Source organism: Acidiphilium multivorum AIU301, from assembly GCF_000202835.1.
GTDB classification, from domain to species: Bacteria; Pseudomonadota; Alphaproteobacteria; order Acetobacterales; family Acetobacteraceae; genus Acidiphilium; species Acidiphilium multivorum.
Genome location: NC_015186.1, coordinates 548,309 through 573,888 on the forward strand (window position 1 = coordinate 548,309; position 25,580 = coordinate 573,888).

The following is a 25,580-nucleotide window of genomic DNA, read 5'->3' on the forward strand; positions in this document are numbered from 1 at the left end:
GGGCCGCGAGGTGCCGAAACGCCTCGGCCGGGGTGCGGAGATGCCGCAGCCGGCCTACGAGACAAGGACCGATGACCGCGCTTTCCGTCGCATATCTTCACAGCAGCGCCTTTCCATCCGGCGTGTCCCGCGACCAGCGCACCGGCCTTTGACGATGATCAGAACGACCACACGCCAACATCCGCGCCCGCAGGCAGGGGACCCGATGGTCCCGCCGCTGGCGCGCAGGAGTTATTCCCCCCATGACCAAGACCATGCTCATCGACGCCAGCCACGCGGAAGAAACCCGCGTTGTGGTGTTGGACAACAACCGCCTCGATGATTTCGATATCGAGGCTGCCGACAGGAAGCAGATCAAGGGCAACATCTACCTCGCGAAAGTTATCCGGGTAGAGCCCAGCCTACAGGCCGCCTTCGTCGAATACGGCGGCAACCGGCACGGGTTTCTCGCCTTCGCCGAGATTCATCCCGACTATTATCAGATCCCTGTCGCCGACCGGCAGAAGCTGCTGGAACTCGAGGCGGAGGAGGCGAGGCGCCGCGTCGAGGCCGAGGATGCCGAGGACGAGCAGGAGGCGGCGCTCGCGGCGCCGCGGCCGCCGCGGGTGACGGAAATCGCGATCGGCGACGCGCCGCCGGATGCCGAGGGCCAGGTTGACGCCGAGGCCGCCGCCGCGCCGGCTGAGGTCGGTGAGGCCGAGGCGGACTCCGGACCTGAAGCCAGTGGCGCCGGCGCGGGCGAGGACCGGGCGGGGGAGGGCGCAGAGGCGACGGCGACCCCGCCCGAGCAGGTCGGCGGGGATGACGGCGTCGACGGCGCGGAGGAGGCGCAGGAGCGCCGCCGGCTGCGCGCCCTGCGCTCGTACAAGATTCAGGAAGTGATCCATCGCCGGCAGATCATGCTGGTGCAGGTGGTGAAGGAGGAGCGCGGCTCGAAAGGCGCGGCGCTGACCACCTATATTTCGCTTGCCGGCCGCTTTTCGGTGCTGATGCCGAATTCGCCGAATGGCGGGGGCGTGTCGCGCAAGATCACCTCGCTGGCTGATCGTCGCCGGCTGAAGGAGGCGATCGCCGAGCTCGAGATTCCGCAGGGCATGGGCATGATCGTCCGCACCGCCGGCGCGAACCGGCCGAAGCCGGAAATCAAGCGCGACTGCGAATATCTGCTGCGGTTGTGGGACGATATCCGCGAGCGTACCCTGGCCTCGATCGCGCCGGCGTTGGTGTATGAGGAGGCCTCGCTGATCAAGCGGACCATCCGCGACGTCTATACCCGCGACGTGGACCAGGTGCTGATCGAGGGCGAGGACGGATTCCGCTCGGCGCGCGACTTCATGCGGATGCTGATGCCGACGCATGTGAAGAAGGTCCAGCAATGGACCGAGCGGCAGCCGCTGTTCGCCAAGCACAATGTCGAGCAGATGCTCGACCAGATGTTCCAGCCGACGGTGCAACTGAAGTCCGGCGGGTATCTGGTGATCAACCAGACCGAGGCGCTGGTTGCGATCGACGTGAACTCGGGCCGGGCAACGCGGGAGCGGAATATCGAGGATACCGCGCTGCGGACCAATCTGGAGGCGGCGGAGGAAGTGGCGCGGCAGTTGCGCCTGCGCGACCTCGCGGGGCTGATCGTGGTCGATTTCATCGACATGGAGACCCGCAAGCACAACGCGATGGTCGAGCGGCGGCTGAAGGATGCGCTGAAAAACGACCGCGCGCGCATTCAGGTGGGCAGTATCAGCCATTTCGGCCTGCTGGAAATGAGCCGCCAGAGGCTGCGGCCGTCGCTGGCCGAGACCATGCTGATCGCCTGCCCGCATTGCCAGGGCGTGGGGCATGTGCGGAGCACGGCGAGCACCGCACTCGCGGTGTTGCGCGCGATCGAGGACGAGGCGGCGCGCCAGGCCGCCGAGTTGCTGGTGCACCTGACTCCGGATGTCGCGCTCTATATCTTCAATCACAAGCGTGCGCAGATTGCCGCCACCGAGGCGCGGTTCGGCATGAAGGTCGTCTTCGTCGCGGATGGCACCGTTCCGGCCACCTTCAAGATCGAGAAGGTGAAGGCGCATGCGGCGCGGCCGCAGGAAACGCCGGCGCCGACATTCCGTGCGCCGGCCGAGACGGAGGAGGTCGAGGCAGAGCAGCAAGGTGACGAGGTCGCGACGGAGGACGCCGCCGGCAACGCAGGAAAGGCGGCCGATGAGGTCGAACGCCGCCGCCGCCGCCGCCGCCGCCGCCGTGGCGGCCGTCGGGAGGACCTGGTGTCCGCGCCCACTGGCGAGCAGCCGGAGATCGCCGGAATACCGGCCGAGTTCGAATCGCGCATGAACGACGTGTTGCCGACCGCCGCCCGTGCCGATGCGGCTGAAGCGCCGGCACCGGAAGTCACGATGGAGCCGGCCGTCGCCGACACTGCGCCGGCCGTTCCTGAGCCCGCAAAGGAACCCGAGGTCGTGGAGACGGCACCGGCCGCCACGGAGGCCGCTCCGTCCCTTGCCGGCGAAGTGCCGGCGCCGGAAGCGGAGGCAGAGACAAAGCCGAAGCGTCGAGCGCCCGCCCGCCCGCGTAGCCCGACGACCCGGCGGCGGCGCGCCGCTGCGTCGCAGGCCGCCGAGCCTGAGGTTCAGCAACCGGTCTTCACCGATATCGCGGATATTTTTGAGGCTGCCGAACAGGCGGAAGCCCGCGCGCCCAAGCCCCGCCGGACCCGTCGGCCGAAGGCAAGGCCCATGGAAGCGGAGACTGCGGTGGCTGACGCGCCTGCAACCACCGAAGCAGTCGCCGAGGTGAGCGCCGCGCCGCAGGATGGCTCGGCGTCTGCCGGGAATGTCGCTGGCGCCGAAGCGCCTGTTGCCAATGAAGGGCAGGCAGCACCAGGGGCGGCGGTGCAACCCGTTCTGATTGGTGCCAGCGAAACGCCGACCGCCGCGCGCAAGCGCGGCTGGTGGAAGCGCCCAGCCTGACTTGACCCTGATATTCCGGTTGCATGTTGAGGGGGAACTCTGATTCGACAGGCATGGCCAGGAGGCTGCGGGAGATCCCGGTCTCTGGCGCCGGCAGGCCAATTTGGGCTGCGGAAGATGGGATGCGGAGGCGTTTCCCGACATCGTGCGCGACTATGTCTGGAGAACTTTGCGACACCTGAAGGCGTGCCGGTTGTCGATGTGACCGGCGTCCTGAAGATGGGCAAGACATCACGTGGTGTCGCGCGACAATATGCCGGCTCGGCGGGCAAGATTGCCAACGGCCGGGTCGGCATGCTCGCCGCCTATGTGTCGGCTCATGCCATGCCTTTATCGATCGGGCTCTCTATCTGCTGAAGCGTTGGAGCGGCGATCCTGCAGGGCTTGCCGCAACCTGCGTTCCTGACACTGTCGCTTTCCTCACGAAGCCCGCCTTGGCGATCGACATGATCCAGCGTTCGCTGGCAACAGATGTTCCATTCACGGGTAGCCGCCGATGCCGTCTGCTGCGTGGGCGACATCGAGGGCACGAATGGCGCCCGGCTTCACGATCGGGCCTGGTGCGGACACGCAAATCCCGATGCTGAAGATCATGATGAGACAAAGACGGATCTTTGGGCCCGAGGCCTCCTGATGCGTCGCAACATCAGCGACGGCGATCTTGCATTCTTGCCGATCTGGTGCTCGGTCGGCGCGAGTATACAGGGGCAGTGTCCTGAATTTCGTGTGTGAGTGGCATAGTGGGTAGAAAGGAAGACCCATATGGCACGACGGAGAGCGCCGGCGATCCCGGACGATTTGCTGGACCAGCTGCTGGCTGGGGGTGACGCGGCGGCAGCGCTGAATTCCGGGGATCTGGTGAACGCGCTGAAGAAGGCCCTGGCGGAGCGGGCCCTGAGCGCGGAGATGGATTACCATCTGAGTGACGAAGCGGAGGCGGAGAACAGCCGCAACGGGCACTGTCAGGAATTCCGTGTATGGGCGGCGGTTGAACATCAGGCCGCCAGGGCCCTTACGAAGCGATCGCCGAAGATGACGGCGAACTGAGCCTTTGCCATAGCCCATTCTCGAGGTGGCATCACCCACTCTTTTTCGGATCGGTTCAGGATCAGATTGCGGATTCCGATTGAAGCCGGCCAGGTATTCCGAGGTGAAGCCGGCCACCGTTCCGATTTGAAGCCGGCCGGCATTCCGATTTCATTCCGGCCACCTGACTGAGGTTTTGAGCGTTATTTGGCTGGGTCAGCGACTCGGGCATCTGCCTTCTCGTGATCAACCACGTGGAGGATTGGATGCCGGCCAGGAGAGAGCTGACGATGCGGCAGATACGACAGATGTTGCGGCTTGCCGGGGACGGCATCAGCGCGCGGGAGATCGGGCGGATGCTCGGTGTGGCGCGCAGTACGATCCAGGATAACCTGAAGCGGGCACAGGAGGCGGGGTTGGCGTGGCCGGTGCCGGCCGAGCTGACCGATGCGGCGATCGAAGAGCGGCTGTTTGCCCGCAGTGGCTACAAGCAGGGGGTTCGGCGCCGTGCCGAGCCGGCCTGGGACGAACTGGTCTGCGAACTGAAGCGGCCTGGGGTGAATCTGCAGGTGCTTTGGGAGGAGTACCGTGACCAGCACCCGGACGGTTACGGATATTCGCGGTTCTGCGAACTGTTCAGGGAATTCGAGGCCCGCCTGTCACCGGTCATGCGCCAGGATCATCGTGCTGGCGACAAGGTCTTCGTCGATTATTCCGGCAAGCGGATTGGCATTGTCGATCGGGCGAGTGGCGAAGTTCGACAGGCGGAGATCTTCGTCGGCGTGCTCGGCGCATCGAGCTTCACCTATGCGGAGGCGAGTTGGACCCAGACGCTGCCGGACTGGATTGGCGCGCATGTCCGCATGTTCCGCGCATTTGGCGGTGTTCCGCGGCTGATAGTGCCGGATAATCTGAAGTCCGGCGTCAACAAGCCATCGTTCTACGATCCCGAGATCAACCTCAGCTACGGGCGCATGGCGTCACATTACGGGGTCGGTGTGCTCCCTGCGCGTCCGTTCCGGCCCCGCGATAAAGCGAAGGTGGAATCCGGGGTACGCTTTGCTCAAACCTATATCCTGGGGCGTCTGCGCCGGCAGACGTTCTTCTCGCTGGCCGAGGCCAACCAGGCGATCGCCGGCATGGTCGATCGGATCAACGACTATGTCATGCGCCGGATCGGCGTCAGCCGCCGGCATCTCTTCGAGACGATCGAGCGGCCCGCGCTCGCGGCGTTGCCGGCATCCGACTATGAATTCGCCGAATGGGGTCTGGCACGGGTCGCGCTGGATTATCACGTCGAGGTCTGCGGGTTTTTCTACTCGGTGCCGCATGAACTGATCCGCCAGCAGGTCGATACCCGCGCGACCGAACGCGGCATTGAGATATTCCACCACGGCAAGCGCATTGCGGTTCACCAGCGTCGCTACGGCGGCCGCAAGCATGGCACCGATATCGAGCACATGCCGAGTGCCCACCGGCGCTACGCCGAATGGACGCCGGAGCGGTTCCGCCGCTGGGGCGCCTCCATCGGCCCGCATACCGAAGGGCTGATCACCGCCATCCTCGCCAGCCGGCCGCATCCCGAGCAGGGGTTCCGGACCTGTCTCGGCATTCTCCGATTGTTCAAGGACCTCGAACCCGCCCGCGCTGAGGCCGTAGCCGACCGCGCCGTCGCGATCGGTGCGTTCACCTACAAAAGTCTCGCCTCGATCGTCGCCAACAAGCTCGATCGTTCAACCGCCGCGGCGGGCGAGCCCCAGGCGGTCATTACCCACGGCAATCTCCGTGGTTCCGGCTATTTTCATTGAAAGGACCAACCATGCTGACCCATCCGACCCTCGATCAACTGCACGACCTTGGCCTGCATGGCATGGCCAAGGGATTCAAGGATCTTGGGGCGCATCCCGAGACCGCCAGCCTCGATCATGCCGCGTGGCTGGCGTTGCTGCTCGATCACGAGACAACGCTGCGGCGGCAGAAGCGTTTTGAGCGGCTGGCCCGCGTGGCCAAGCTGCGCCAGGCGGCCACCGTCGAAGATATCGATTATCGGACCGCACGTGGTCTGGATCGCGCGATGTTTCTCAAACTCGCCGGATGCGACTGGATCCGCGCCAAGCATAATCTGCTTATCACCGGTCCCTGCGGCGTCGGCAAAAGCTGGATCGCCTGCGCCCTCGGTCAGAAAGCATGCCGTGAGGATTTGTCCACCGCCTATCACCGTGTCCCGCGACTGTTCGCCGCATTGGCTCTGGCGCGCGGCGATGGCCGGTACGCCGCAATGCTCCGCCAGATCGCGCGGGTCGATCTGCTCATCCTCGACGATTGGGGACCGGAGACATTGAACGCAGATCAGCGCCGTGACCTGCTCGAAATCGTCGAGGACCGCCACGACCGCCGATCCATCATCATCACCAGCCAGGTGCCGGTCGATCGCTGGTACGAAATCATCGGCGATCCCACCATCGCCGACGCCGTTCTCGATCGACTGGTCCATAATGCCTACCGGATCGAACTGACAGGCGAGAGCCTCCGCAAAAAGAAAAACCCCGCTACCGTCACCATGCAAGCTTGACCCCAGGAAAGGACAAGACGATCTTTAACATGTGACCTAACCGAACGACGCGCAGGTGGCCGGCTTCAAATCGGAACGGTGGCCGGCTTCGTTTCGGAATGGGTGGCCGGAATGAAATCGGAATGCATGGCCGGCTTCATCGGAATACGCAATCAGATAGAGCAGCTTGGCTGCGGCCTCATCGCTGGGGAAATGGCCGCGCGCGCGGATGGCCCGGCGCAGCTTGGAATTCAAAGCCTCTATGGCGTTCGTTGTATAAATGATCCGACGGACCTCGCCGGGGAAGGAAAAGAACGGGATGACTTCCTGCCACACCCGGCGCCAGCTCTGGCCGATGGCAGGGTATTTCTGGCCCCATGGACCGGCCTCGAAATCGGCGAGAGCGGCCTCGGCGGCCCTGGCATCAACGGCCCGGTAGATGTCCTTGAGGGCGGTGGCGACCGCCTTGCGGTCCTTGTAGGACACGAAATCCATCGAATTCCGGAGCAGATGGACGATGCAGGTCTGCACGATCGTCTCGGGAAAGACGGCCGTGATCGCCTCCGGGAACCCCTTGAGGCCATCGACCACCGCCAGCAGGATGTCCTCGACGCCGCGGTTCTTCAGCTCGTTCATCACCCGCAGCCAGAATTTGGCGCCTTCGTTCTGCTCGATCCACATCCCGAGTACGACCTTCGTCCCGTCGGCCATAACCCCCAGCGCGATATGGATCGCCTTGTTGCGGACCACGCCCTCGTCGCGGATCTTCACCCGGATGGCATCGAAGAATACCAGCGGATAGACCGGGTCCAGCGGACGCTGCTGCCAGGATGTCACCTCGTCCAGCACCGCATCGGTGATCGTGCTGATCAGCTCCGCCGAGGCATCCATGCCGTAGATCTCGCGCAGATGTTCCGCGATCTCCCGGGTGCTCATCCCCCGCGCATACATCGAGATGATCTTGTCATCGAAGCCTGGAAACCGGCGCTGGTATTTGGCGATCAGCTGCGGATCAAAGCTACCCGCACGGTCTCGCGGGATCGCAATCTCGATCTTCCCCGTGCCGGTCGACACCGACTTGCGGCCATAGCCGTTGCGGCTGTTCTCCGCCTCCGCTTCGTCACTCAGATGGTAATCCATCTCCGCGCTCAGGGCCCGCTCCGCCAGGGCCTTCTTCAGCGCGTTCACCAGATCCCCGGAATTCAGCGCTGCCGCCGCGTCACCCCCAGCCAGCAGCTGGTCCAGCAAATCGTCCGGGATCGCCGGCGCTCTCCGTCGTGCCATATGGGTCTTCCTTTCTACCCACTATGCCACTCACACACGAAATTCAGGACACTGCCCCGCAACGGCTATGGCCGCAAGTCGGTGTCGACCGGCACGGGGAAGATCGAGATTGCGATCCCGCGAGACCGTGCGGGTAGCTTTGATCCGCAGCTGATCGCCAAATACCAGCGCCGGTTTCCAGGCTTCGATGACAAGATCATCTCGATGTATGCGCGGGGGATGAGCACCCGGGAGATCGCGGAACATCTGCGCGAGATCTACGGCATGGATGCCTCGGCGGAGCTGATCAGCACGATCACCGATGCGGTGCTGGACGAGGTGACATCCTGGCAGCAGCGTCCGCTGGACCCGGTCTATCCGCTGGTATTCTTCGATGCCATCCGGGTGAAGATCCGCGACGAGGGCGTGGTCCGCAACAAGGCGATCCATATCGCGCTGGGGGTTATGGCCGACGGGACGAAGGTCGTACTCGGGATGTGGATCGAGCAGAACGAAGGCGCCAAATTCTGGCTGCGGGTGATGAACGAGCTGAAGAACCGCGGCGTCGAGGACATCCTGCTGGCGGTGGTCGATGGCCTCAAGGGGTTCCCGGAGGCGATCACGGCCGTCTTTCCCGAGACGATCGTGCAGACCTGCATCGTCCATCTGCTCCGGAATTCGATGGATTTCGTGTCCTACAAGGACCGCAAGGCGGTCGCCACCGCCCTCAAGGACATCTACCGGGCCGTTGATGCCAGGGCCGCCGAGGCCGCTCTCGCCGATTTCGAGGCCGGTCCATGGGGCCAGAAATACCCTGCCATCGGCCAGAGCTGGCGCCGGGTGTGGCAGGAAGTCATCCCGTTCTTTTCCTTCCCCGGCGAGGTCCGTCGGATCATTTATACAACGAACGCCATAGAGGCTTTGAATTCCAAGCTGCGCCGGGCCATCCGCGCGCGCGGCCATTTCCCCAGCGATGAGGCCGCAGCCAAGCTGCTCTATCTGATCCTGAACCGATCCGAAAAAGAGTGGGTGATGCCACCTCGAGAATGGGCTATGGCAAAGGCTCAGTTCGCCGTCATCTTCGGCGATCGCTTCGTAAGGGCCCTGGCGGCCTGATGTTCAACCGCCGCCCATACACGGAATTCCTGACAGTGCCGTATACAGGTGCCCGGTTGTCTCGAAGGCCATCCCTGGGCGATCAAAACAACTTCTAGACCGCGAAGAACGAATTCTGCCTTGACCACAACGAGACCCGGTCTTGGCACGAGTGGCATCGCCACGTCTCGCTCGTGATGCCCGCTTCGCCGTGATGGCCGTGGTCCGATATCGCGCCGACGATACGACGCCCCCAAAAAGGCCGAGTATGGCGACCCGCAGAAGCGGATCTGCTGGTCTGTTCAGGGAGTCCGCCGCATCGCCAACAAGCGCGCTCAGAGACGGGTCGAACCCGCCGACGTCATCGCTTGGTCGTGCTTGCGACCGACCCACCAAGCCGCGCCCGAACGGACTTATCAAAAATCCAAAATGCAACCGTAATGCTGGAACGGCTTCAGGCCGCGCGGGGCGGATGTCCGGCCCGGCGCATTAGGAGGTGCCGTCCGCGTCGTGAGGGCGGACGTCGAGGAACCGGCTCAGCAGCCAGTCCCCGTCGATCTTCTGTTCGGTGAGAGCCATGGCCAGAACCTCGCCGCCAAAGACCGGGGCGGCGAGGATCATGTCGGGATGAACCCGACGCACCCGTTCCAGGTTCTTGCGCGTGCTGACCGCAGCAACCTTTTTGGCATCGGTGCCCAGTTCGCGGACAGCGAGAATCACGAATGCGTTTTCAGAGTCATCATCCGAAAGAGCGAGAATCGCCCGCGCATGCTCGCCTCCGGCCTTGCGCAGCGTATCGAGATCCGTCGGGTCGCCGATGACGGTCTCGGCATCGCTGAAGCCAGCATCCTCGGTTTCGGTGATGAAGACCACCGCCTCGCCGCGATGGTGGAGTTCGCGCGCCGTGTTCCTGGCAAGGACGCCATGCCCCGAAATGATGAAGTGGTTCACGCGTTTCATCTTCTGTCTCCGTGGACCGATCGTCCGGTTGATGCGATTCTGGAGGACCGGGCCGATCACCGCAGTGAGCGCCGTCGCAAATACCGTCAGCCCAAGGACGATCAGCGAGACGACGAAGAGCCTTGCATCCTCGCTTTTGGGCAGAATATCGCCGTAGCCGACCGTCGACATTGTAACGATAACGAAATAAACTGCCGCGGGCAGATTCGTGATCGGCGGGCTGAATCCCGCTCCAAGAAGCAAGGAGCCCAATACGCCATAGACCATCAGCACGAGCACGGACGCCACGGCGAATAGCGTTCCGGCGGCGAGTGACGAGCGCGAAAAGTGATTACGCGCCAGCAGGAGCGACGCCAGGAGGACGAGGATATAGATCGTCTCGCCATCGAGCCGCGTTGCAGCTCCCAGATGCACGGTCAGCAGAAGTTGGGCCAGCGCGATGCCGATAGCCGATAGCCAGGCGATTCTCGACCGCCCGAGCAATCCCAAGGCGATCAAGATCTGTAGGGCGCCGACGACCACGTTCGGCACACCGTTGAGAATCAGGCCGGGAATGTTTCCCGAAATCGGGTGGATGGCACTGACCAGGTTCGCCAGATCGAGGTGGAGATATTGTGCCGCGAACTTCTGGATCGTGGGCAAAATCGCGAGGGCCCCGGCGACACCGACGGCGAGCGCCAGAGGCACGTGAGGGAACCAGAGGTCCATCCGCAAACGGCGGTACCAGCGGTTGCTGAGCAACCGCGTCTGCCGGGCAACGAGCGATAATGCCCTACGCACGGCGACCTCGGCCCCTGCCGCATTTCATCACACCAGACATCCGGAAGGCAGATGGGCGCAGATCGGCAGCGGTGCAACGCCCGCCGGTCAGGGAATGGTGATTTCGAAACTCTCGATCACGGTATTGGCAAGCAGGCGGCGAGCCATGGAGTCGGCTGCGTCGCGGGCCTTTTCACGGTCGGTCTCGGCGAGATCGAGTTCGATCAGCTTGCCGACCCTTACGTCGTTCACGTCATTGTATCCAAGCCCTTCGAGCGCGTGGCCGATGGCCTTGCCCTGCGGATCGAGCACGCCGGTCTTCAGCTTCACGGCGACCAGAACCTTCATTGCATCGTCTCCGGGCCCTTCATATCGCGTGTCCCGGCCTCGGGCAGGATTCCGAGACGCTTGGCGACTTCCTGATATGCTTCCTCAACCCGGCCGAGATCGCGGCGGAAGCGGTCCTTGTCCATCTTCTCGTTGGTCTTGGCATCCCAGAGACGGCAATTGTCCGGGCTGATTTCGTCGGCGAGGACGATGCGCATATCGTCGTTCTCCCACAGCCGGCCGAACTCGATCTTGAAGTCCACCAGGACGATGCCGACGCCGAGGAACAGGCCAGTGAGAAAGTCGTTGATGCGCAGGCTCAGATGGACAATGTCATCCATATCCTGGGTGCTGGCCCAGCCGAACGCGGTGATGTGGTCCTCGGACACCATCGGATCGTTGAGGGCGTCGTTCTTGTAATAATATTCGATGATCGATCGGGGGAGCCGCGTGCCCTCAGGGATGCCGAGGCGCGTGCTCATGCTGCCCGCGGCAACGTTGCGAATGACGACCTCGATCGGAATGATCTCGACCTCGCGCACGAGTTGTTCGCGCATGTTGAGGCGGCGGACGAAATGGGTCGGGATGCCGATTTCGCCGAGGCGCTGCATCAGGAACTCGCTGATGCGGTTGTTCAACACGCCCTTCCCCGTGATCACGCCCTTCTTCTGGGCGTTGAACGCGGTGGCGTCGTCCTTGAAATACTGCACGAGGGTGCCGGGTTCCGGCCCTTCGAACAGGATTTTTGCCTTGCCTTCATAAAGTTGCCGGCGACGCGCCATGGGTGAACCTCGTATCTCGGCGGCTGATGGGAAACGGTGAGGCCGCACGCGACCGGGTATATCAACCGGCAGCGGTTTGCGCCATGCCCGGAGGCAGACGCTGCCCCGTGGTGGCAGCGCCAGCCGGTATCAGGCAGCCTTCTGTCTGAGCGCAGCGGGCAATCCGCCGATGGCCTGATCAATCAGGCCCCGATCATGGGCCTCGTCGATTGTCTCTTTCAGGATCTGCTCGGCGGCGCGTGCGGCCAGCGCGGCCGCGGCATCCCGCACTTCGGCGATCGCAGCGGCCTCGGCCGCCGAAATGCGCTCACGGGCCATCTGCTCGCGCCGGCGGGCGGATGCCTCGGCTTCGGCGAGCAGGTCGGCGGCAAGCCGTTCGGCCTCACGGCCAGCCATGGCCAGCATGTCCTTGGCCTGTGCCAGCGCGGCCTCGCGCCGGGATTCGGCATCCTTGAGCATGGCCTCAGCCTCGGCGCGCAAGCGCGACGCCTCGTCAAGTTCGTGCTGGATGGCGGCGCTGCGCTGGTCGAGCATGGTGGTGATGGCGCCGACGATCTTTCTTCCAAAGAAGGCCAGAAAGATCAGGACCGCGACGGTGACCCAGAAAGTCCCCTTGTCCCAAAGCGTACCGGTGAGGGCTTCGTATTCCATGATCTCTCACCCTTGGGTTGAAAGTGCCGATACCGCCTGCTCGATGCGGCCCGGCTCGACGGCCTCGCCGATCAGGCGGTGCAACAAGCTCGACGCCACATCGCGGGCGATCGGAGCCAGCGCGCCCACGGCTGTCCGGCGCGCGGAGTCGATCTCGGCCTCGGCAGAAGCGATCTGAGCGCTGAGACGGTCGTTGAGCGCTGCCGTTTGCGCGCGGGCACGTTCCTTGGCGGCGTTGACCGCTTCGGCAATTGCGCCCTGGCTCGACTCCCGCGCGTTCTGGATGGCAAGATTGAGTTCCCGGACCGCGTGTTCGGCTTCCGCCTTTGCGCGGCGTGCGGTTTCGAGGTCGGTGGCGATGCGGTTGTGGCGGTTCTCGATCACGCCGCCGATGCGGGGCAGGGCCCATCGCGCCAGCACGAAATAGAGCACGACCATGATGACCGCCATCCACACGACCTGCGCACCGGTCAGCGGATTGGAGAAATCCATCTGCGGCATCTTGCCTTCGGCCATGGCGGTTGCCGGCGTCAGGCCCAGGGCGGTTGCGGCGAGCAGTATGGTGGTTCGACGCATCGCGTGAAGTTTCCCCGCCGTTGGATCAGGCGAACAGGATGATGAGCGCGATGACCAGCGCGTAGAGCGCAACCGCCTCGGTCAGCGCGAAGCCGAGCAGAACGTCGCGGAACATCTTGTCGCGCGCCGCCGGGTTACGGCCGACCGCACCGACGAAGGCGCCGAACAGGTTGCCGATACCGACGCCCGCGCCGGCAACGCCGATGGTCGCAAGACCCGCACCGACGTCGCGAGCGAGGAGGAGGGTGTCAATGGCCATAACTTGGATTCCTTTCAGTTCAAGCGGTAGCGAGGCCGGTCGGGCCGGCGGGTTGAAGAGAGCGCGAGGCGATCAGTGCATGTGGATCGCATCGTGCAGGTAAAGGCAGGTCAGGATCGCGAACACGTAGGCCTGCAGGAACGCGACCAGGAATTCGAGCGCCGTGAGCGCGATGTTCAGGCCGAGCGGTATGATCGCCGCCACCACGCCGACTGCGCCGAGACCGGAGACCAGCATCAGCATGAAGCCCGCGAACACCTCCCACATCACATGGCCGGCCGTGATGTTCGCGAACAGTCGAACCGAAAGCGAGATCGGGCGCGAGAGGAAGGAAACGATCTCGATCGGAATCAGCAGCGGAAGCAGCCAGCCCGGCACGCCCGGGGGGGAAAAGAACTTCAGGAAGCCGATGCCGTGATACCAGAAACCTACCAGCGTCGAGAGGGCGAAGACGAAAAGCGCCAGGGCGCCGGTGATCGCGATGTGGCTGGTGAAGGCGAAGAAATACGGGAAAAGGCCAAGGATGTTGCCGATCAGGATGAAGGCGAACAGGGTGAAGACGAAGGGGAAGAAGCGCTTGCCTTCCTCGCCGATCGTGTCGAGCACCATGTTGTGGACGAATTCATAGCTGATCTCGGCGAGGCCCTGCATGCGGCCGGGAACCAGAGCGCGCTGGCGCAGCGCGACAACGAAAAGCGAGGTGACGATCACGGCGGCGAGCAGCATCATCTCGTTCGAATTCGTGAATTCGATCGCCTTGCCGAACGCACCGAATCCGGTGGTCAGCTGGAACTGCCCGAGAGCGTTGATCCCCGATTCTTGCGCCATCCGTATCCTCCGGTCAGTCCTTGTCGCCCGGTCCCATGGCCCGGAACACGTTTCGAAGCCCCGCAGCCGCGCCGATGGGCACGAAGCCGATCATGAACCAGGGTGCTGAATGAAAAAGACGATCCAGTCCATAGCCGATCGCGACAGCCACGACCAGAGACGCCACCATTTCGGCGCCCAGCCGCGTTGCGACGCTGAACGGATTGGGCCCCTTGTCCTGCTCCGCGCTCTTTCCGGCGGGCTTGTCGAGCCCGGCGCGGCTGCGCGCAGCGGCAAGGCGCTGATCGAAATCGCTCCGATCATCTGGCCCCTGAGCCGGTTCGTCACCCATTTTCACACCCTTACGCCCGCCGACAGGCGGCAGCGGTTGCTACCGACGCTGCCGTTCCAAGTCAACATATCGCGAGCGTGAAATCTATTCCGCGGCGATCGCCCCGGCGGGTTCGACCATCGCCGCCGCGGTACCGAGATCCACCGACAGGACACGGGAAATGCCCCGCTCCTGCATCGTGACGCCGTAGAGCCGGTCCATTCGCGCCATCGTGTGGTGGTGATGGGTGACGACGATGAACCGGGTGCCGGTATCCTGGGAGATGTCCTCCAGCAGGCGGCAGAAGCGTTCGACGTTCGCATCGTCGAGCGGGGCGTCGACCTCGTCGAGGACGGAGAGCGGCGCGGGGTTGCAGCGGAAGACCGCGAAAATCAGTGATAGCGCGGTGAGGGCCTGCTCGCCGCCGGAGAGAAGGGACAGTGTTGCGAGTTTCTTGCCCGGCGGTTCGGCGAAGATCTCAAGCCCGGCTTCGAGCGGGTCGTCGGAGCCGGTGAGGGCAAGATGGGCGCGCCCGCCGCCGAACATCCGGGTGAACAGCGCCTGGAAATGGCGGTCGATCTCGGTGAAGACGGCCGAAAGGCGCTCGCGGCCCTCCCGGTTCAGATGGCCGATGGAGCCGCGCAGCTTTGCGATTGCGCTGGTGATCTCCTCGCGGTCGCGGTCGATCGCGGCAAGACGGGTCTCGATCTCGCCGACCTCGATATCGGCGCGCAGGTTGACGGGGCCCATCTCGTCGCGTTCGCGGGTGAGGCGCTCGAACCGCTTCCGCGCCTTTTCGGCGGCGTCGGGCGACGGATCGGCGACTGCGGGCAGAGCGGGATCGACCCCCAGGCGCTCCAGCATCTTTTCGGCGACGGTGCCCCAGGCGTGGTCGGCTTCGCGCACGGCGGATTCAGCGCCGATGCGGGCTTCGCGGGCGCGGGCGAGATCCTGCTCCGCGGCGCGCGCGGCGGCGGAATTCCGCCGTGCGGCCTCTTCGGCGCTGGCCAGATCCCGCGCGGCGGCGTGGTGGTCGGACTCTGCCGCTTCCAGTTCGGCGCCCGCCTCGGCCCGCCGTTCCCGCGCGCCGCCATCGGCGCCGAGGGTTTCCAGGCTGGCTTCGGCCTCGCGCAAGCGGGCGCCGAGGTCGGTGCGGCGGTCATTGGCGTCGCGCGCACGTTCGGCCCAGTCCGACTGTTCGCGGATGATCGTGTCCAGACGGCGGGCGCGGGCGTCGGCTTCCGTCTGCAGGCGTTGAAGGGCCTGGGTTGCCTCGCTGTCGCGCCGGCGACTCTCGGACAGGGCGGAGCGCGCGCGATCGAGCGCGTCGCGAAAGGCCTGGGCGTCGTCCAGTGTCGCGAATTCGGCTTCGATGGCGGCGAGCGCGGCGCGTGCTTCTCCGGCCTCGGCCTCGATTCGGGCGCGTGTTTCGGCCGCCGCGGCCTCGCGGGCGGCTAGCCGTTCGGCTTCGGCCGCCAGCCGGCTCGCCGTCTCCGCCGTCGTTCGCAGATCCTTGCGGGTCCGGTCGATGGCCGATTCGGCGGCGCGGCGGGCTGTGCGCGCCTCCTCCTCGGCATGCCGTGCGTCGCGCTCGGCGGCTTCGGCTTCCTGCAGCGTGGCGCGGGTGGCCTCGGCGCTCTGCCGCGCACGGGCGAACTCGACGTCAAGCTGATCCAGCCGGTTGCGCTGGGCGAGGCGGACTGCCGCCTCGGTCGGCGCACCAGGGCGGACCACGAACCCGTCCCAACGCCAGACCCCGCCCTCGATCGAAACGAGAATCTGGCCCGGGCGCAGCGTCGCCTGCAAGGCTTCGCCGTCTTCGCCATCCGGCAGCAGGAGAATGTGATCGAGGGCGCGTCGGAGGGCATCCGGCGCGGTGATCGTTTCGCCGATCCGGGGCAGCGCGGCATCGGACGCGATGGCCGGCAAGGAGCGCCAGTGCCGGGCGGCGCTGGCCTGCTCGCCCGCCGAGAGCTCGGCGCCCAGCGCGGCGCCCAGTGCCGTTTCCAGCCCTGCGGGAACCTTGATGCGGTCCAGCACCGGGTCGGGGTCGCGGCCGAATTTCTGGGCGAGCAGGGCCTTCAGCGCATCGGTTTCGGCCTTGAGCCGCGCCGCCGCGGCATCCGCCTCGGTTGCGGCAGAGCGGGCGCGGATCGCGGCAGCATGGGCTTCCGTGCGCCGCGTTTCCGCCCCCTGCACCCTGTTCTGGGCCTCGGCATAGGTGGTTTCAGCTGCAGCCACTGCCCGTTCGGCTGCCTCGCGGGTGGCTTCCGCCGCGGCGAGACGTTCGGGAGAAACGAGGGCGGCCTGTGCTGTGGCGTGCGCGGCTTCGGCTTCGCGGGCCCGGCGATCCGCCTGGCCGGCGGTGCCGCGGGCCTGGGTCAGCCGGGTTTCCATGGCCTGACGCTGGGCCTGGGCGCGGGCGGCGGCTTCCGTCGCCTGTTGGGTTGCGGCTTCGCACTGGGCGAGTGCGGCCGACGCCGCCTCGGCCTCGCGCCGCGCCTGCTCGATTCGGGCGGGAGCCAGTTCGTGATCGGCGGCGAGTTGCGACCGCTCGGCCTCCAGCCGGATCGCGGCGGCTTCGGCGTCGCGCGCGATCCGTTCGGCGCCGGCATGGTCCTTTCGCAGGGTGGCCACCCGCGCTTCGGCTTCGCGCCGGGCCGCTTCGAGGCGCGCGATCTCGGCATCGATCTGCTCGGCGAGGATCCGTGCGCGCTCGAGGCGTGTGCGCGTGTCCGCTTCGCGCGCGCGCAAGGCCGGCAGCGCATCGTTCTGCGAGGTTTCGCGGCCCAGCACGTCGTCGCGAAGCTTTTCGGCGTGGCCAACCGCTGCTTCGGCCTCGGCGAACTGCGCGCGCGCCGCCCGGCGCCGGCGTTCGGCGAGCTCGCGTTCGATGGCGAGATATTCAGCCTCGGCGTCGCGGATCAACCCCGAGATGTTCCGGTAGCGATTGGCCTGGCGGGCCTGCTTGCGCAACTCGGCGAGGCGCGCCTCCTGCTGGGCGCGCAGGTCGTCGGCCCGGAGAAGGTTCTGCTCGGCCGCCCGCAGCTTGAGTTCGGCCTCGTGCCGGCGGGCGTGCAGGCCTGTGATGCCGGCGGCTTCCTCCAGCAGGGCGCGCCGCTCGTCCGGGCGGGCGTTCACCAGGGCGGAAACCCGGCCCTGGCTGATCATCGCAGAATTGCGGGCACCGGAGGCGAGGTCGGCGAACATGGTCGCGACATCGCGCGCGCGCACTTCGCGCCCGTTGATCCGGTACGAACTGCCGCTGCCGCGCTCGATCTTGCGCGAGACCTGGAGTTCCGGCTCGTTCTGGAACGGAACCGGGGCGAGGCCCGCGGTGTCGGTCAGGGTGATCGACACTTCGGCAAGATTTCGCGCGGCACGCGCCATCGTGCCGGCGAAAATGACGTCCTCCATCTCGCCGCCGCGCAGGGACTTGGCGCTGGCTTCGCCCATCGCCCAGCGCAGCGCGTCGACCACGTTCGACTTGCCGCAGCCGTTCGGCCCAATGATGCCGGTCAGCCCTGGCAGGATGTCGATCGTGGTCGGATCGGCGAAACTCTTGAACCCGCTGATCCGCAGGCGGGCGAAACGCGCGGGCAAGCCGGACCTACGCGGCCTTCAGCCAGGAGGAGAAGGTGTCGAACGAAACCGCTCCCTCCCGCTTGCGGCCATTGATGATGAAGGTCGGGGTCGAATTGACCTTGTAGGTCTTCTCGGCGTCGTTCAGTTCGTTGAGGACGAAGGCGCGCAGCTTCTTGTTGGCTATGGCGGCGTCGAACGTCGTGCGGTCCATGCCGGCGAGGGCGGCGTAGCGGAACAGGGCGTTCTGGTAATCCTTGGGCGTTTTCAGCCCCGGCGCGTAGGCCCATTCATCCTGCGTGCGGAAGAGTTCCGAGATGAACGGATAATATGCCTTCGCCGGCAGCGCGCGGGCGATCTGCGCGGCCCAGAGTGCGTCCTCGTTCAGCGGGAAGTCCTTGAAGACGTAATAGACCTTGCCTGGCTTGACGTAGCTTTCGATGACCTTGGGCAGCGCGTGCGTGGCGAATTCGGCGCAATGCGGACAGTTGAGGGAAAAATATTCATAGACGGTCACGGGGGCATTCGGATTGCCGAGGCTGCGGATCGAATAGGGGGAATCGGCTTTCGTTTCCGCGGCGGCCGCCGGAAAGGCGATCCCCAGAGAGCCTGCGGTCGCAAGCCCACCTACCATTCCTAGTAGCGAACGACGGTCCATGACGATATCTACCTCTATATGTTGTGTAGCGGAAGCGTTCCGCCACGTCGAGTGGAAACGGCACCTGTGCTGGTCCGATGCATAGCCGATCGCCCCAGGAGTGACGAGAGCGGCGCCGCTTCAATTCAGCGTGGCGCAGGTTTTGAAGCGTGCGCCACCGGATCGGGTTGCCACGGACGATACCTCGGCTATACCGGCGCCATGAATCTCAAGGATCATATCCGCGGCATCCCCGATTTCCCGAAACCGGGGATCCTCTTCTACGATATCTCGACCCTGATCCGCCACGCGGATGCGTGGCAGGTGGCGATGGGACGGCTTGCCAAGGTGGTGCGCGCGCATCACCCGGACCTGCTTGCAGGCGTCGAGAGCCGCGGCTTCATCCTTGCCGCGCCGCTCGCCCTCAAGCTCGGTTGCGGCTTCATCATGCTGCGCAAGCGCGGCAAGTTGCCCGGCGCGACTGTCGGCTACGACTACGATCTCGAGTATGGGCAGGACCGGATCGAGATCCAGGCCGATGCGGTCCAGCCGGGTCAGCGGGTTGTCGTCGTCGATGACCTGCTTGCCACCGGAGGGACGATGGCCGCCGGTATCAAGCTGCTGCGGAAGGTGGGCGCAGAGGTTCCGGCCGCCGCCGCGTTGATCGAGCTGGCGTTCCTGAAAGGCAGGGATCGTCTCGATGTGCCGTTCGAAGCCCTTGTCAGCTACGATCAATAGGTTCGGGCCGCGAGGCCTCGAACCGTGAAGCGCCGTGCCGCGCTCGGTGCGCTTGGAACGATCATCGCCGGCTCTGCCCTGCCTTTTGCGCGCGCCAGCGATCTCCCTACGCCTGCCAACGCGATCTTTGCCGATACATTTGGCGGGTCCTACCGGATTGTTGTCGGTGGCCTGCCTGGCGGGCAGGCCGATCGCTGGGGGCGCGCGATTGCGCTTGGCCTGGAGAAAATCCTCTCACCCAGAACGCCGCTCCGCATCGAGACCGTCGGCGGGCAAGATGGGGTGACCGGCGCAAATCGCCTGCAGACATTGATGGTATCCGACGGTCATACGGCCGCGCTGTTGCCGGGCGAGTCGTCGATTGCTTTCCTGACCGGCGATCCGCGCGTGCATTTCCGGCCGGGTGAGTGGATTCCGATCCTCGCCGGACTCAGTTCCGGCGTGATCGTGTTGCGCGGCGGGGCTGGCCGACTGGCGCAAGCGGCGCCGGTCCGCCTCGCCGCCGCCGCGCCGGAAAGTCCGGACCTGGCCGCCATTCTGGCGTTCGAGCGTTTGGGGGTGCCGATTTCGCCGATTTTCGGACTGCGCGGCACGACGGCCGTGGCGCGCGCGTTCGGGCTTGGCGAAGTCGACGCGGTGATGCTGACTGGTGAGGATATTCCTGCCGATCTCGCATCCCTCCAGGCCGAAGGTGGCGTGGCGATCTGTTCACTCGGTACCGTTGACCAGGCGGGACGAACAGTACGGGATCCGCGTTTCGCGAACGTGCCGACAGTTGCTGAGCTTGCCGGGATACGGCACGCGAAGGCGCTGTCGCCACCGCTCGAGCGGGCGTTCCAGGGCGTCGCAGCGGCGAGCCGCCTCGATTTCATCATGGTTTTGCCGCATCTGACGCCGGCGGCGTCGGTCGCGCTCTGGCGGCAGGCTGCACTTGGGGCGATTCAGGGATCCGCCTTGCAATCGGCGGCGACGGCGAGCGCAATCAGCCTGACCGTTAACGGTGCGGCGGTCGCGCTTGCGCCGATCGCCGCGTCGCCCGAAGCGCTGCTGGCGCTGCGCCAATTCCTGTTCACGCGGTTCGGCTGGCGGCCCAGCTGATGCGCGGTCCGTCCGGGGCGGCAGCCTGAATGGCGAAGAGTGCCACCCGTTTTGTCTGCAATGAGTGCGGTGCCGTGGCGCCGAAATGGGCCGGAAGGTGCGAGGCCTGCGGCGCATGGAACACGCTCGAGCCGCAGGCGGTCGTGCCCACCGGCACCGGACGCAAGGCGGCGGTTCAGGCCGGGCGGGGGATCGATTTCGTCGGTCTGGCCGGGGAGACGCCGCCGCCGCCGCGGATTCCGCTCGGAATCGAGGAGTTCGATCGTGTGCTCGGCGGTGGCATGGTGCCGGCCTCTGCCATTCTTGTCGGCGGCGATCCGGGAATCGGGAAATCGACGCTCCTGTTGCAGGCGGCGGCCCGGCTTGCCGCTTCCGGGCGGCGGGTGCTGTATGTGTCGGGCGAGGAGTCGGTCGCGCAGATCAGGCTTCGCGCCGAACGGCTCGATCTCAAGACGGCGCCGGTCAATCTGGCTTCGGCAACGGTGCTGGCCGATATTCTGGGGTCATTGCGCGCCGAACGAGACGCGGCGCTGGTCGTGATCGACAGTATCCAGACGATCTGGGACGAGACAGTCGAGTCTGCGCCCGGTACGGTCAGCCAGGTGCGCGCCAATGCCTTCGCCCTGATCCAGGCCGCGAAGACGCAGGGATTCGCGCTGATGCTCGTTGGCCATGTGACCAAGGAGGGCGCGCTCGCCGGACCGCGCGTGCTGGAGCACATGGTGGATGTGGTGCTGCACTTCGAAGGTGATCGCGGCCACCAGTTCCGGATCCTGCGCGGAGCAAAAAACCGGTTCGGCGCGACCGACGAGATCGGCGTCTTCGAGATGACCGGACGGGGGCTGGCCGAGGTGGCGAACCCTTCGGCCCTGTTTCTTGCCGAGCGGCATGGCAACGTGACCGGCAGCGCGGTGTTTGCCGGCCTTGAAGGATCGCGCCCGGTGCTGATGGAGGTGCAGGCGCTGCTCTCCGCCAATGGCGCGGGCTCGGCGCGGCGCTCGGTGATCGGCTGGGACCAGGGGCGGCTGTCGATGCTGCTGGCGGTGCTCGATGCGCGCTGCGGCCTGAAACTGGGCGGGCATGACGTCTATCTCAATGTCGCCGGCGGGTTGCGCGTCTCGGAACCGGCCGCGGACCTCGCCGTGGCCGCCGCGCTGATCTCCGCCGCGAGCGGCGTGCCCGCCGATCCGGAGACGGTGTTTTTCGGCGAGATCGGATTGTCGGGCGAATTGCGGCAGGTGGCGCAGGTGGAATTGCGGCTCAAGGAGGCGGCGAAGCTCGGCTTCGGCCGGGCGGCCCTACCGCGTCGTGTCGCCGGCGGGACGAGGCGGCTGTCGGCGCCGGAGGGGATGGTTCTCGCGGAATACGGGCATCTGAGCGATCTTGTCGCGGCCATGGGCGCAGTGACCGGCAATGGGGAGGAGGCGTGATGACCTGGGCTGACGGTATCGCGATCGGTGTCGTTCTTTTGTCCGGCCTACTGGCGCTGGCCCGTGGCTTTGTGCGCGAGGTGCTGGGCATCGGCGCCTGGATTGGCGCGGGCCTGGCTGCTTTCGTCTCTTACCCGCTGGTCGAACCCCAGATCACCGGCATTGTGGGAAACCCCAAACTGGTTCTGCCGGTGTCGATCGGGATCGTGTTCATCGTTGTTCTGATCGTCCTGTCGATCCTGAGCGCATGGCTTGGTTCGATGGTGCGGGATTCGGTGCTTTCAGGCGTCGATCGCACGCTGGGGCTCGCGTTCGGCCTCGTGCGCGGGGCGGTGATCGTCTGTCTCGCCTATATCGCCCTTTCGATCTTTCTCCAGCCATCCGAATGGCCGTCGGCGATCCGGCGGGCGAAATTCCTCACCTATGCGGAGAACGGATCGGCTTTCCTGGTGGCGTTCCTGCCGGCGGCCTACCGGCCGCACGTCGACAGGATCGGCCCTGCGGCGGCGCCGGCCGCTGCGCCGGTCAGTTCCGCCGCAGGCGGAATAGGACCCAGCCAGTAAGGTTGGGCATGGTTCGATCCTCGACAGGGCCGAACCTAGGCATTATGTGACAGTTTCCGGTCGCAAGGGGATCAGGCGGCGTGACACAATCCGAAAATCCAGTCATTCGCGACGACGATGACAAGCTGCACGAGGAGTGTGGCGTCGTTGGCGTCTGGAACGTCACCGATGCGGCGGCGATCACGGCGCTTGGTCTGCACGCGCTCCAGCATCGCGGCCAGGAGGCGACAGGCATCGTCACCCATGACGGGGTGCGTTTTCACGCGCACAAGGGGATTGGCCTGGTCGGTGACAATTACGGCGATGCCAAGGTCATGGCGGGTTTGCCTGGCACGCGGGCGATCGGACACAACCGCTATGCGACGACCGGCGCAACGCTGCTGCGTAATGTGCAGCCATTGTTCGCCGAATTCGAGTTCGGTGGTCTGGCTGTCGGCCATAATGGCAACCTGACCAATGCCCATACGCTGAAGCGCGCCCTGGTGCGGCGGGGCTGTCTGTTCCAGTCGACGACCGACTCGGAGGTTTTCGTTCATCTGATCGCGATCAGCCTCTATGCGACAGTGCTCGACCGTCTGATCGACGCGCTCAAGCAGGTCCAGGGTGCGTACTCGCTGGTTGCCCTGACCAATGACATGCTGATTGGCGTGAGGGATCCGCTTGGGGTCCGGCCTTTGATCCTCGGCCGCACGCACGGTGCCGATGGAAGCGGGCCGGGCTGGGTGCTGGCATCGGAAAGCTGCGCGCTGGAGATGGTCGGCGCCGAGTTCGTGCGCGATATCGAGCCTGGCGAGATCGTTGCGATCGACCGCGGCGGGGTGCGGAGCCTCAAGCCGTTCGTGCCGCAGAAGCCGCGCTTCTGCGTGTTCGAATATATCTACTTCGCGCGTCCTGATTCGATCGTCGACGGCATGTCGGTCTATGCCGCGCGCAAGCGCATAGGCAGCGAACTGGCGCAGGAATCGCCGGTGGAAGCCGACCTGATCGTCCCGGTTCCGGATTCTGGCGTGCCGGCGGCGATGGGTTATGCCGAGCGGAGCGGCATTCCCTTCGAACTGGGCATTATCCGTAACCATTATGTCGGGCGGACCTTTATCGAGCCGACCGATCAGATCCGCCATCTCGGCGTGCGGCTCAAGCATTCGGCGAACCGGCCGGCGCTCGAGGGCAAGCGCGTCGTGCTGGTGGACGATTCGATCGTGCGCGGCACGACGTCGAAGAAGATCGTCGAGATGGTGCGCGCGGCAGGGGCGCGCGAAGTGCATATGCGGATTTCCTCGCCCCCGACAACGCATTCCTGCTTCTATGGCATCGACACGCCCGAGCGCGGCAAGCTGCTTGCCGCCCGCAACAGCGAAGCCGAGATGGCCGCGCTGATCGGCGTGGACAGCCTGGCGTTCATCTCGATCGACGGGCTGTATCGCGCGCTTGGCCACCAGGGGCGCGACGCCGCTGACCCGGCCTATTGCGATGCCTGCTTCAGCGGTGATTATCCCATTCCGTTGACCGACCACGCCGAGCCGCGGGACGCGCAACTCTCGCTGCTGGCCGAACTGGCCTGACAAGGTTGCGCCGGAGCATGGTGCATGACGCTGGTGGATCAGATCAGGGCGATTATGAGCGCGATGAAGACACGGATGCCGACAGCCGGTGAGGCGCTGCCGGGGCGGGCGACGCCGATGCCGATTCCGGAATTCCACTACGTCAGCGGCGCGCGGCTCGCAGAGCCCTATCCGCCAGGATCGGAAGTCGCGATCTTCGGTCTTGGCTGTTTCTGGGGCGCGGAACGCAAGTTCTGGCAAGCGCCGGGCGTGCTGGTCACGGCCGTCGGCTATGCTGGCGGATTTACGCCGAACCCCACCTATGAGGAGGTGTGTTCCGGTCGCACGGGCCATGCCGAGGTCGTGCTGGTCGTGTTCGATCCGCGGGCAACCTCATATCAGAACCTGTTGAAGCTGTTCTGGCAAAACCATGACCCGACGCAGGGCATGCGCCAGGGTGGTGACATTGGCACGCAGTATCGCTCGGCGATCTACGCCTTGTCCGACGAACAGCTTCGCCTCGCCGAGTTGTCCCGCGACGCGTATCAGAACGTGCTGTCCGAGGCCGGTTTCGGCAGAATCACGACAGAAATCCTCCCCGCGCCGACGTTCTTTTTCGCCGAAGCCTATCACCAGCAATATCTGGCCAAGAACCCTGACGGTTATTGCGGGCTTGGCGGGACAGGAGTGACCTGTCCCGCTGGTGTCATGCCCGCCGATTGAAAACCTGCCGATTGAAAACCTGAGGTATCATTTCAGGCCGGCAGACTGCGGCGCTTGGTTCAGTGAACCGAGACTGGCGCCAGTTCGTGCTGGACGATCGCGGCACGGGCAACGCTGTTGTCGGCTGCGACGGCCATAGGCACGCCGTTGGCGGCGAAGACGCCGAAGGCCGGTCCGTTCGGTGTCATGATCGGGCGGACATAGGCGATTTCCTCGAGTCCGAGTTCGGCGAGCTGGGCCTCGGTGATCTGATGCGGATCGAGAAACGCCTGGAACGGCGCGTCTTCGGCGATACCGTCATGGGTCTTGATGTTCATGTCAGGAACCCTCCTGAAGTTCACGCCCAACGATGCGCGACGCAACTGCATCACTGTCGAGCGTGCGTGCTGAGCTGGCGCCGTTTTGGCCGCCTGCTCCCTTCTTGATGGCGATCGTGCGGATCTTCGCTTCCGGCAATGGCCGGGCGAGGTCGATATGCAGGAGCCCGTTATCGAGCCAGGCGCCCTTGACCTCGATACCTTCCGCGAGAACGAAAGCCCGCTGGAACTGACGCGCGGCTATTCCGCGATGCAGGAAGATACGCCCCTGCATGTCGTCGTTCTGGCGGCCCCGGATCACCAGCTGGTTGTCTTCCTGCGTGATCTGGAGATCGTCCATCGTGAAACCGGCAACGGCGATGGTGATCCGCAGGCTTGTCGAGCTGAGTTGCTCGATGTTGTAGGGCGGATACCCTTCCGACGACGTCTTGGCGGCACGTTCGATCACCTGTTCAAGATGATCAAAGCCCAGAAACAAGGGCGAAGTAAAAACGCGAGTTGTCAAAGCCTCCTCCTTTCGAGCGAGACAAGCGAAACCCGGACGGCGTTTCGCACCTCCGAAATGGGCATAAATCGCGTCCATTGCAAGTACCGATTGATC

The 25,580-nt window shown here is 65.1% G+C and carries 22 protein-coding genes and 4 pseudogenes; 13 read left to right on the plus strand and 13 right to left on the minus strand.

Annotated elements, in window-relative coordinates:
- Window positions 1–242 precede the first annotated feature (242 nt).
- The 5 genes and pseudogenes from ACMV_RS02355 (at window position 243) to istB (ending at window position 6,561) form a co-directional block, all read left to right on the plus strand.
- Window positions 243–2,963 (plus strand): ribonuclease E/G, encoded by a 2,721-nt coding sequence (locus tag ACMV_RS02355; protein WP_013639435.1) that lies wholly within the window; start codon window positions 243–245, stop codon window positions 2,961–2,963.
- Between the two features lie 61 nt (window positions 2,964–3,024).
- Window positions 3,025–3,668, plus strand: a pseudogene (locus ACMV_RS21375) (transposase); the annotation flags it as partial.
- A 57-nt stretch (window positions 3,669–3,725) separates the two neighbouring features.
- A pseudogene (locus ACMV_RS02360) lies at window positions 3,726–3,923 on the plus strand (IS256 family transposase); the annotation flags it as partial.
- Between the two features lie 332 nt (window positions 3,924–4,255).
- Window positions 4,256–5,797 (plus strand): IS21 family transposase, encoded by a 1,542-nt coding sequence (istA, locus tag ACMV_RS02365; RefSeq protein WP_011930854.1) that lies wholly within the window; start codon window positions 4,256–4,258, stop codon window positions 5,795–5,797.
- An 11-nt stretch (window positions 5,798–5,808) separates the two neighbouring features.
- Entirely contained in the window at window positions 5,809–6,561 is a 753-nt protein-coding gene (istB, locus tag ACMV_RS02370) for an IS21-like element helper ATPase IstB (protein WP_011930855.1), read from the plus strand.
- Between the two features lie 36 nt (window positions 6,562–6,597).
- Here the strand turns inward: istB and ACMV_RS02375 are convergent, their stop codons facing one another.
- Window positions 6,598–7,824, minus strand: a complete 1,227-nt coding sequence (locus ACMV_RS02375; protein ID WP_013639439.1) for an IS256 family transposase — start codon at window positions 7,822–7,824, stop codon at window positions 6,598–6,600.
- 57 nt (window positions 7,825–7,881) lie between these two features.
- On the opposite strand from ACMV_RS02375, the pseudogene ACMV_RS02380 reads away from it, so the two are divergent.
- Together ACMV_RS02380 and ACMV_RS22095 are read left to right on the plus strand one after the other, a co-directional pair.
- Window positions 7,882–8,919: pseudogene (locus ACMV_RS02380) on the plus strand (IS256 family transposase); the annotation flags it as partial.
- A 60-nt stretch (window positions 8,920–8,979) separates the two neighbouring features.
- Window positions 8,980–9,181: pseudogene (locus ACMV_RS22095) on the plus strand (IS701 family transposase); the annotation flags it as partial.
- A 206-nt stretch (window positions 9,182–9,387) separates the two neighbouring features.
- Here the strand turns inward: ACMV_RS22095 and kch are convergent.
- The 10 genes from kch to ACMV_RS02430 all read right to left on the minus strand — a co-directional run bounded on the left by kch (window position 9,388) and on the right by ACMV_RS02430 (window position 18,590).
- Complete coding sequence (gene kch / locus ACMV_RS02385; RefSeq protein WP_231295336.1) at window positions 9,388–10,599, minus strand: voltage-gated potassium channel protein; 1,212 nt, start codon at window positions 10,597–10,599, stop codon at window positions 9,388–9,390.
- A 126-nt stretch (window positions 10,600–10,725) separates the two neighbouring features.
- Complete coding sequence (gene purS, locus ACMV_RS02390; RefSeq protein WP_013639442.1) at window positions 10,726–10,965, minus strand: phosphoribosylformylglycinamidine synthase subunit PurS; 240 nt, start codon at window positions 10,963–10,965, stop codon at window positions 10,726–10,728.
- Entirely contained in the window at window positions 10,962–11,726 is a 765-nt protein-coding gene (gene purC / locus ACMV_RS02395) for a phosphoribosylaminoimidazolesuccinocarboxamide synthase (RefSeq protein WP_007422336.1), read from the minus strand. Before purC ends, purS begins: the two co-directional genes overlap by 4 nt.
- Before the next feature lie 129 nt (window positions 11,727–11,855).
- On the minus strand, window positions 11,856–12,377 hold the full coding sequence (locus tag ACMV_RS02400) for a F0F1 ATP synthase subunit B family protein (RefSeq protein WP_007422335.1): 522 nt from the start codon (window positions 12,375–12,377) through the stop codon (window positions 11,856–11,858).
- A gap of 6 nt (window positions 12,378–12,383) precedes the next feature.
- Window positions 12,384–12,953: a F0F1 ATP synthase subunit B family protein gene (locus ACMV_RS02405; protein WP_013639443.1), complete on the minus strand. Its 570-nt coding sequence runs from the start codon at window positions 12,951–12,953 to the stop codon at window positions 12,384–12,386.
- Window positions 12,954–12,978: 25 nt separating this feature from the next.
- Complete coding sequence (locus tag ACMV_RS02410) at window positions 12,979–13,212, minus strand: ATP synthase subunit C (RefSeq protein ID WP_007422333.1); 234 nt, start codon at window positions 13,210–13,212, stop codon at window positions 12,979–12,981.
- Between the two features lie 72 nt (window positions 13,213–13,284).
- Complete coding sequence (locus tag ACMV_RS02415) at window positions 13,285–14,040, minus strand: F0F1 ATP synthase subunit A (protein WP_007422332.1); 756 nt, start codon at window positions 14,038–14,040, stop codon at window positions 13,285–13,287.
- Window positions 14,041–14,053: 13 nt separating this feature from the next.
- Window positions 14,054–14,371, minus strand: a complete 318-nt coding sequence (locus ACMV_RS02420; protein ID WP_007422331.1) for an AtpZ/AtpI family protein — start codon at window positions 14,369–14,371, stop codon at window positions 14,054–14,056.
- A gap of 84 nt (window positions 14,372–14,455) precedes the next feature.
- Complete coding sequence (gene smc / locus ACMV_RS02425) at window positions 14,456–17,953, minus strand: chromosome segregation protein SMC (RefSeq protein WP_013639444.1); 3,498 nt, start codon at window positions 17,951–17,953, stop codon at window positions 14,456–14,458.
- A gap of 7 nt (window positions 17,954–17,960) precedes the next feature.
- Window positions 17,961–18,590, minus strand: a complete 630-nt coding sequence (locus ACMV_RS02430) for a DsbA family protein (RefSeq protein ID WP_013639445.1) — start codon at window positions 18,588–18,590, stop codon at window positions 17,961–17,963.
- A 201-nt stretch (window positions 18,591–18,791) separates the two neighbouring features.
- Between ACMV_RS02430 and ACMV_RS02435 the strand changes: the two genes are divergently transcribed.
- The 6 genes from ACMV_RS02435 (at window position 18,792) to msrA (ending at window position 24,662) form a co-directional block, all read left to right on the plus strand.
- Window positions 18,792–19,307, plus strand: coding sequence for an adenine phosphoribosyltransferase (locus tag ACMV_RS02435; protein ID WP_011941503.1), 516 nt, complete (start codon window positions 18,792–18,794; stop codon window positions 19,305–19,307).
- 24 nt (window positions 19,308–19,331) lie between these two features.
- On the plus strand, window positions 19,332–20,405 hold the full coding sequence (locus ACMV_RS02440; protein WP_007422326.1) for a hypothetical protein: 1,074 nt from the start codon (window positions 19,332–19,334) through the stop codon (window positions 20,403–20,405).
- 29 nt (window positions 20,406–20,434) lie between these two features.
- Entirely contained in the window at window positions 20,435–21,835 is a 1,401-nt protein-coding gene (radA, locus tag ACMV_RS02445) for a DNA repair protein RadA (protein ID WP_011941505.1), read from the plus strand.
- Window positions 21,835–22,398 carry a CvpA family protein gene (locus tag ACMV_RS02450; protein WP_013639446.1) on the plus strand — a complete coding sequence of 188 codons (564 nt, stop codon included), beginning with the start codon at window positions 21,835–21,837 and terminating at the stop codon, window positions 22,396–22,398. The genes radA and ACMV_RS02450 overlap by 1 nt, the downstream gene beginning before the upstream one ends.
- Window positions 22,399–22,478: 80 nt before the next feature.
- Complete coding sequence (gene purF, locus ACMV_RS02455) at window positions 22,479–23,960, plus strand: amidophosphoribosyltransferase (RefSeq protein ID WP_007422323.1); 1,482 nt, start codon at window positions 22,479–22,481, stop codon at window positions 23,958–23,960.
- A gap of 24 nt (window positions 23,961–23,984) precedes the next feature.
- Complete coding sequence (msrA, locus tag ACMV_RS02460; RefSeq protein ID WP_013639447.1) at window positions 23,985–24,662, plus strand: peptide-methionine (S)-S-oxide reductase MsrA; 678 nt, start codon at window positions 23,985–23,987, stop codon at window positions 24,660–24,662.
- 59 nt (window positions 24,663–24,721) lie between these two features.
- On the opposite strand, the gene ACMV_RS02465 is transcribed toward msrA, so the two are convergent.
- Both ACMV_RS02465 and ACMV_RS02470 read right to left on the minus strand, forming a co-directional pair.
- Window positions 24,722–24,979, minus strand: coding sequence for a DUF1150 family protein (locus ACMV_RS02465; protein ID WP_007422321.1), 258 nt, complete (start codon window positions 24,977–24,979; stop codon window positions 24,722–24,724).
- Window position 24,980: 1 nt separating this feature from the next.
- A complete protein-coding gene (locus tag ACMV_RS02470; RefSeq protein WP_007422320.1) occupies window positions 24,981–25,484 on the minus strand; it encodes an Hsp20 family protein in 504 nt (167 codons plus the stop codon).
- Window positions 25,485–25,580: the final 96 nt, after the last annotated feature.

Bases quoted from the DNA above. Each gene is read 5' to 3' on its own strand.
- ACMV_RS02355 (WP_013639435.1), top strand. From the start codon at position 243: ATGACCAAGACCATGCTCATCGACGCCAGCCACGCGGAAGAAACCCGC.
- istA (WP_011930854.1), top strand. From the start codon at position 4,256: ATGCCGGCCAGGAGAGAGCTGACGATGCGGCAGATACGACAGATGTTG.
- istB (WP_011930855.1), top strand. From the start codon at position 5,809: ATGCTGACCCATCCGACCCTCGATCAACTGCACGACCTTGGCCTGCAT.
- ACMV_RS02375 (WP_013639439.1), bottom strand. From the start codon at position 7,824: ATGGCACGACGGAGAGCGCCGGCGATCCCGGACGATTTGCTGGACCAG.
- purS (WP_013639442.1), bottom strand. From the start codon at position 10,965: ATGAAGGTTCTGGTCGCCGTGAAGCTGAAGACCGGCGTGCTCGATCCG.
- purC (WP_007422336.1), bottom strand. From the start codon at position 11,726: ATGGCGCGTCGCCGGCAACTTTATGAAGGCAAGGCAAAAATCCTGTTC.
- ACMV_RS02400 (WP_007422335.1), bottom strand. From the start codon at position 12,377: ATGGAATACGAAGCCCTCACCGGTACGCTTTGGGACAAGGGGACTTTC.
- ACMV_RS02405 (WP_013639443.1), bottom strand. From the start codon at position 12,953: ATGCGTCGAACCACCATACTGCTCGCCGCAACCGCCCTGGGCCTGACG.
- ACMV_RS02410 (WP_007422333.1), bottom strand. From the start codon at position 13,212: ATGGCCATTGACACCCTCCTCCTCGCTCGCGACGTCGGTGCGGGTCTT.
- ACMV_RS02415 (WP_007422332.1), bottom strand. From the start codon at position 14,040: ATGGCGCAAGAATCGGGGATCAACGCTCTCGGGCAGTTCCAGCTGACC.
- ACMV_RS02420 (WP_007422331.1), bottom strand. From the start codon at position 14,371: ATGGGTGACGAACCGGCTCAGGGGCCAGATGATCGGAGCGATTTCGAT.
- ACMV_RS02430 (WP_013639445.1), bottom strand. From the start codon at position 18,590: ATGGACCGTCGTTCGCTACTAGGAATGGTAGGTGGGCTTGCGACCGCA.
- ACMV_RS02435 (WP_011941503.1), top strand. From the start codon at position 18,792: ATGAATCTCAAGGATCATATCCGCGGCATCCCCGATTTCCCGAAACCG.
- radA (WP_011941505.1), top strand. From the start codon at position 20,435: ATGGCGAAGAGTGCCACCCGTTTTGTCTGCAATGAGTGCGGTGCCGTG.
- ACMV_RS02450 (WP_013639446.1), top strand. From the start codon at position 21,835: ATGACCTGGGCTGACGGTATCGCGATCGGTGTCGTTCTTTTGTCCGGC.
- msrA (WP_013639447.1), top strand. From the start codon at position 23,985: ATGACGCTGGTGGATCAGATCAGGGCGATTATGAGCGCGATGAAGACA.
- ACMV_RS02465 (WP_007422321.1), bottom strand. From the start codon at position 24,979: ATGAACATCAAGACCCATGACGGTATCGCCGAAGACGCGCCGTTCCAG.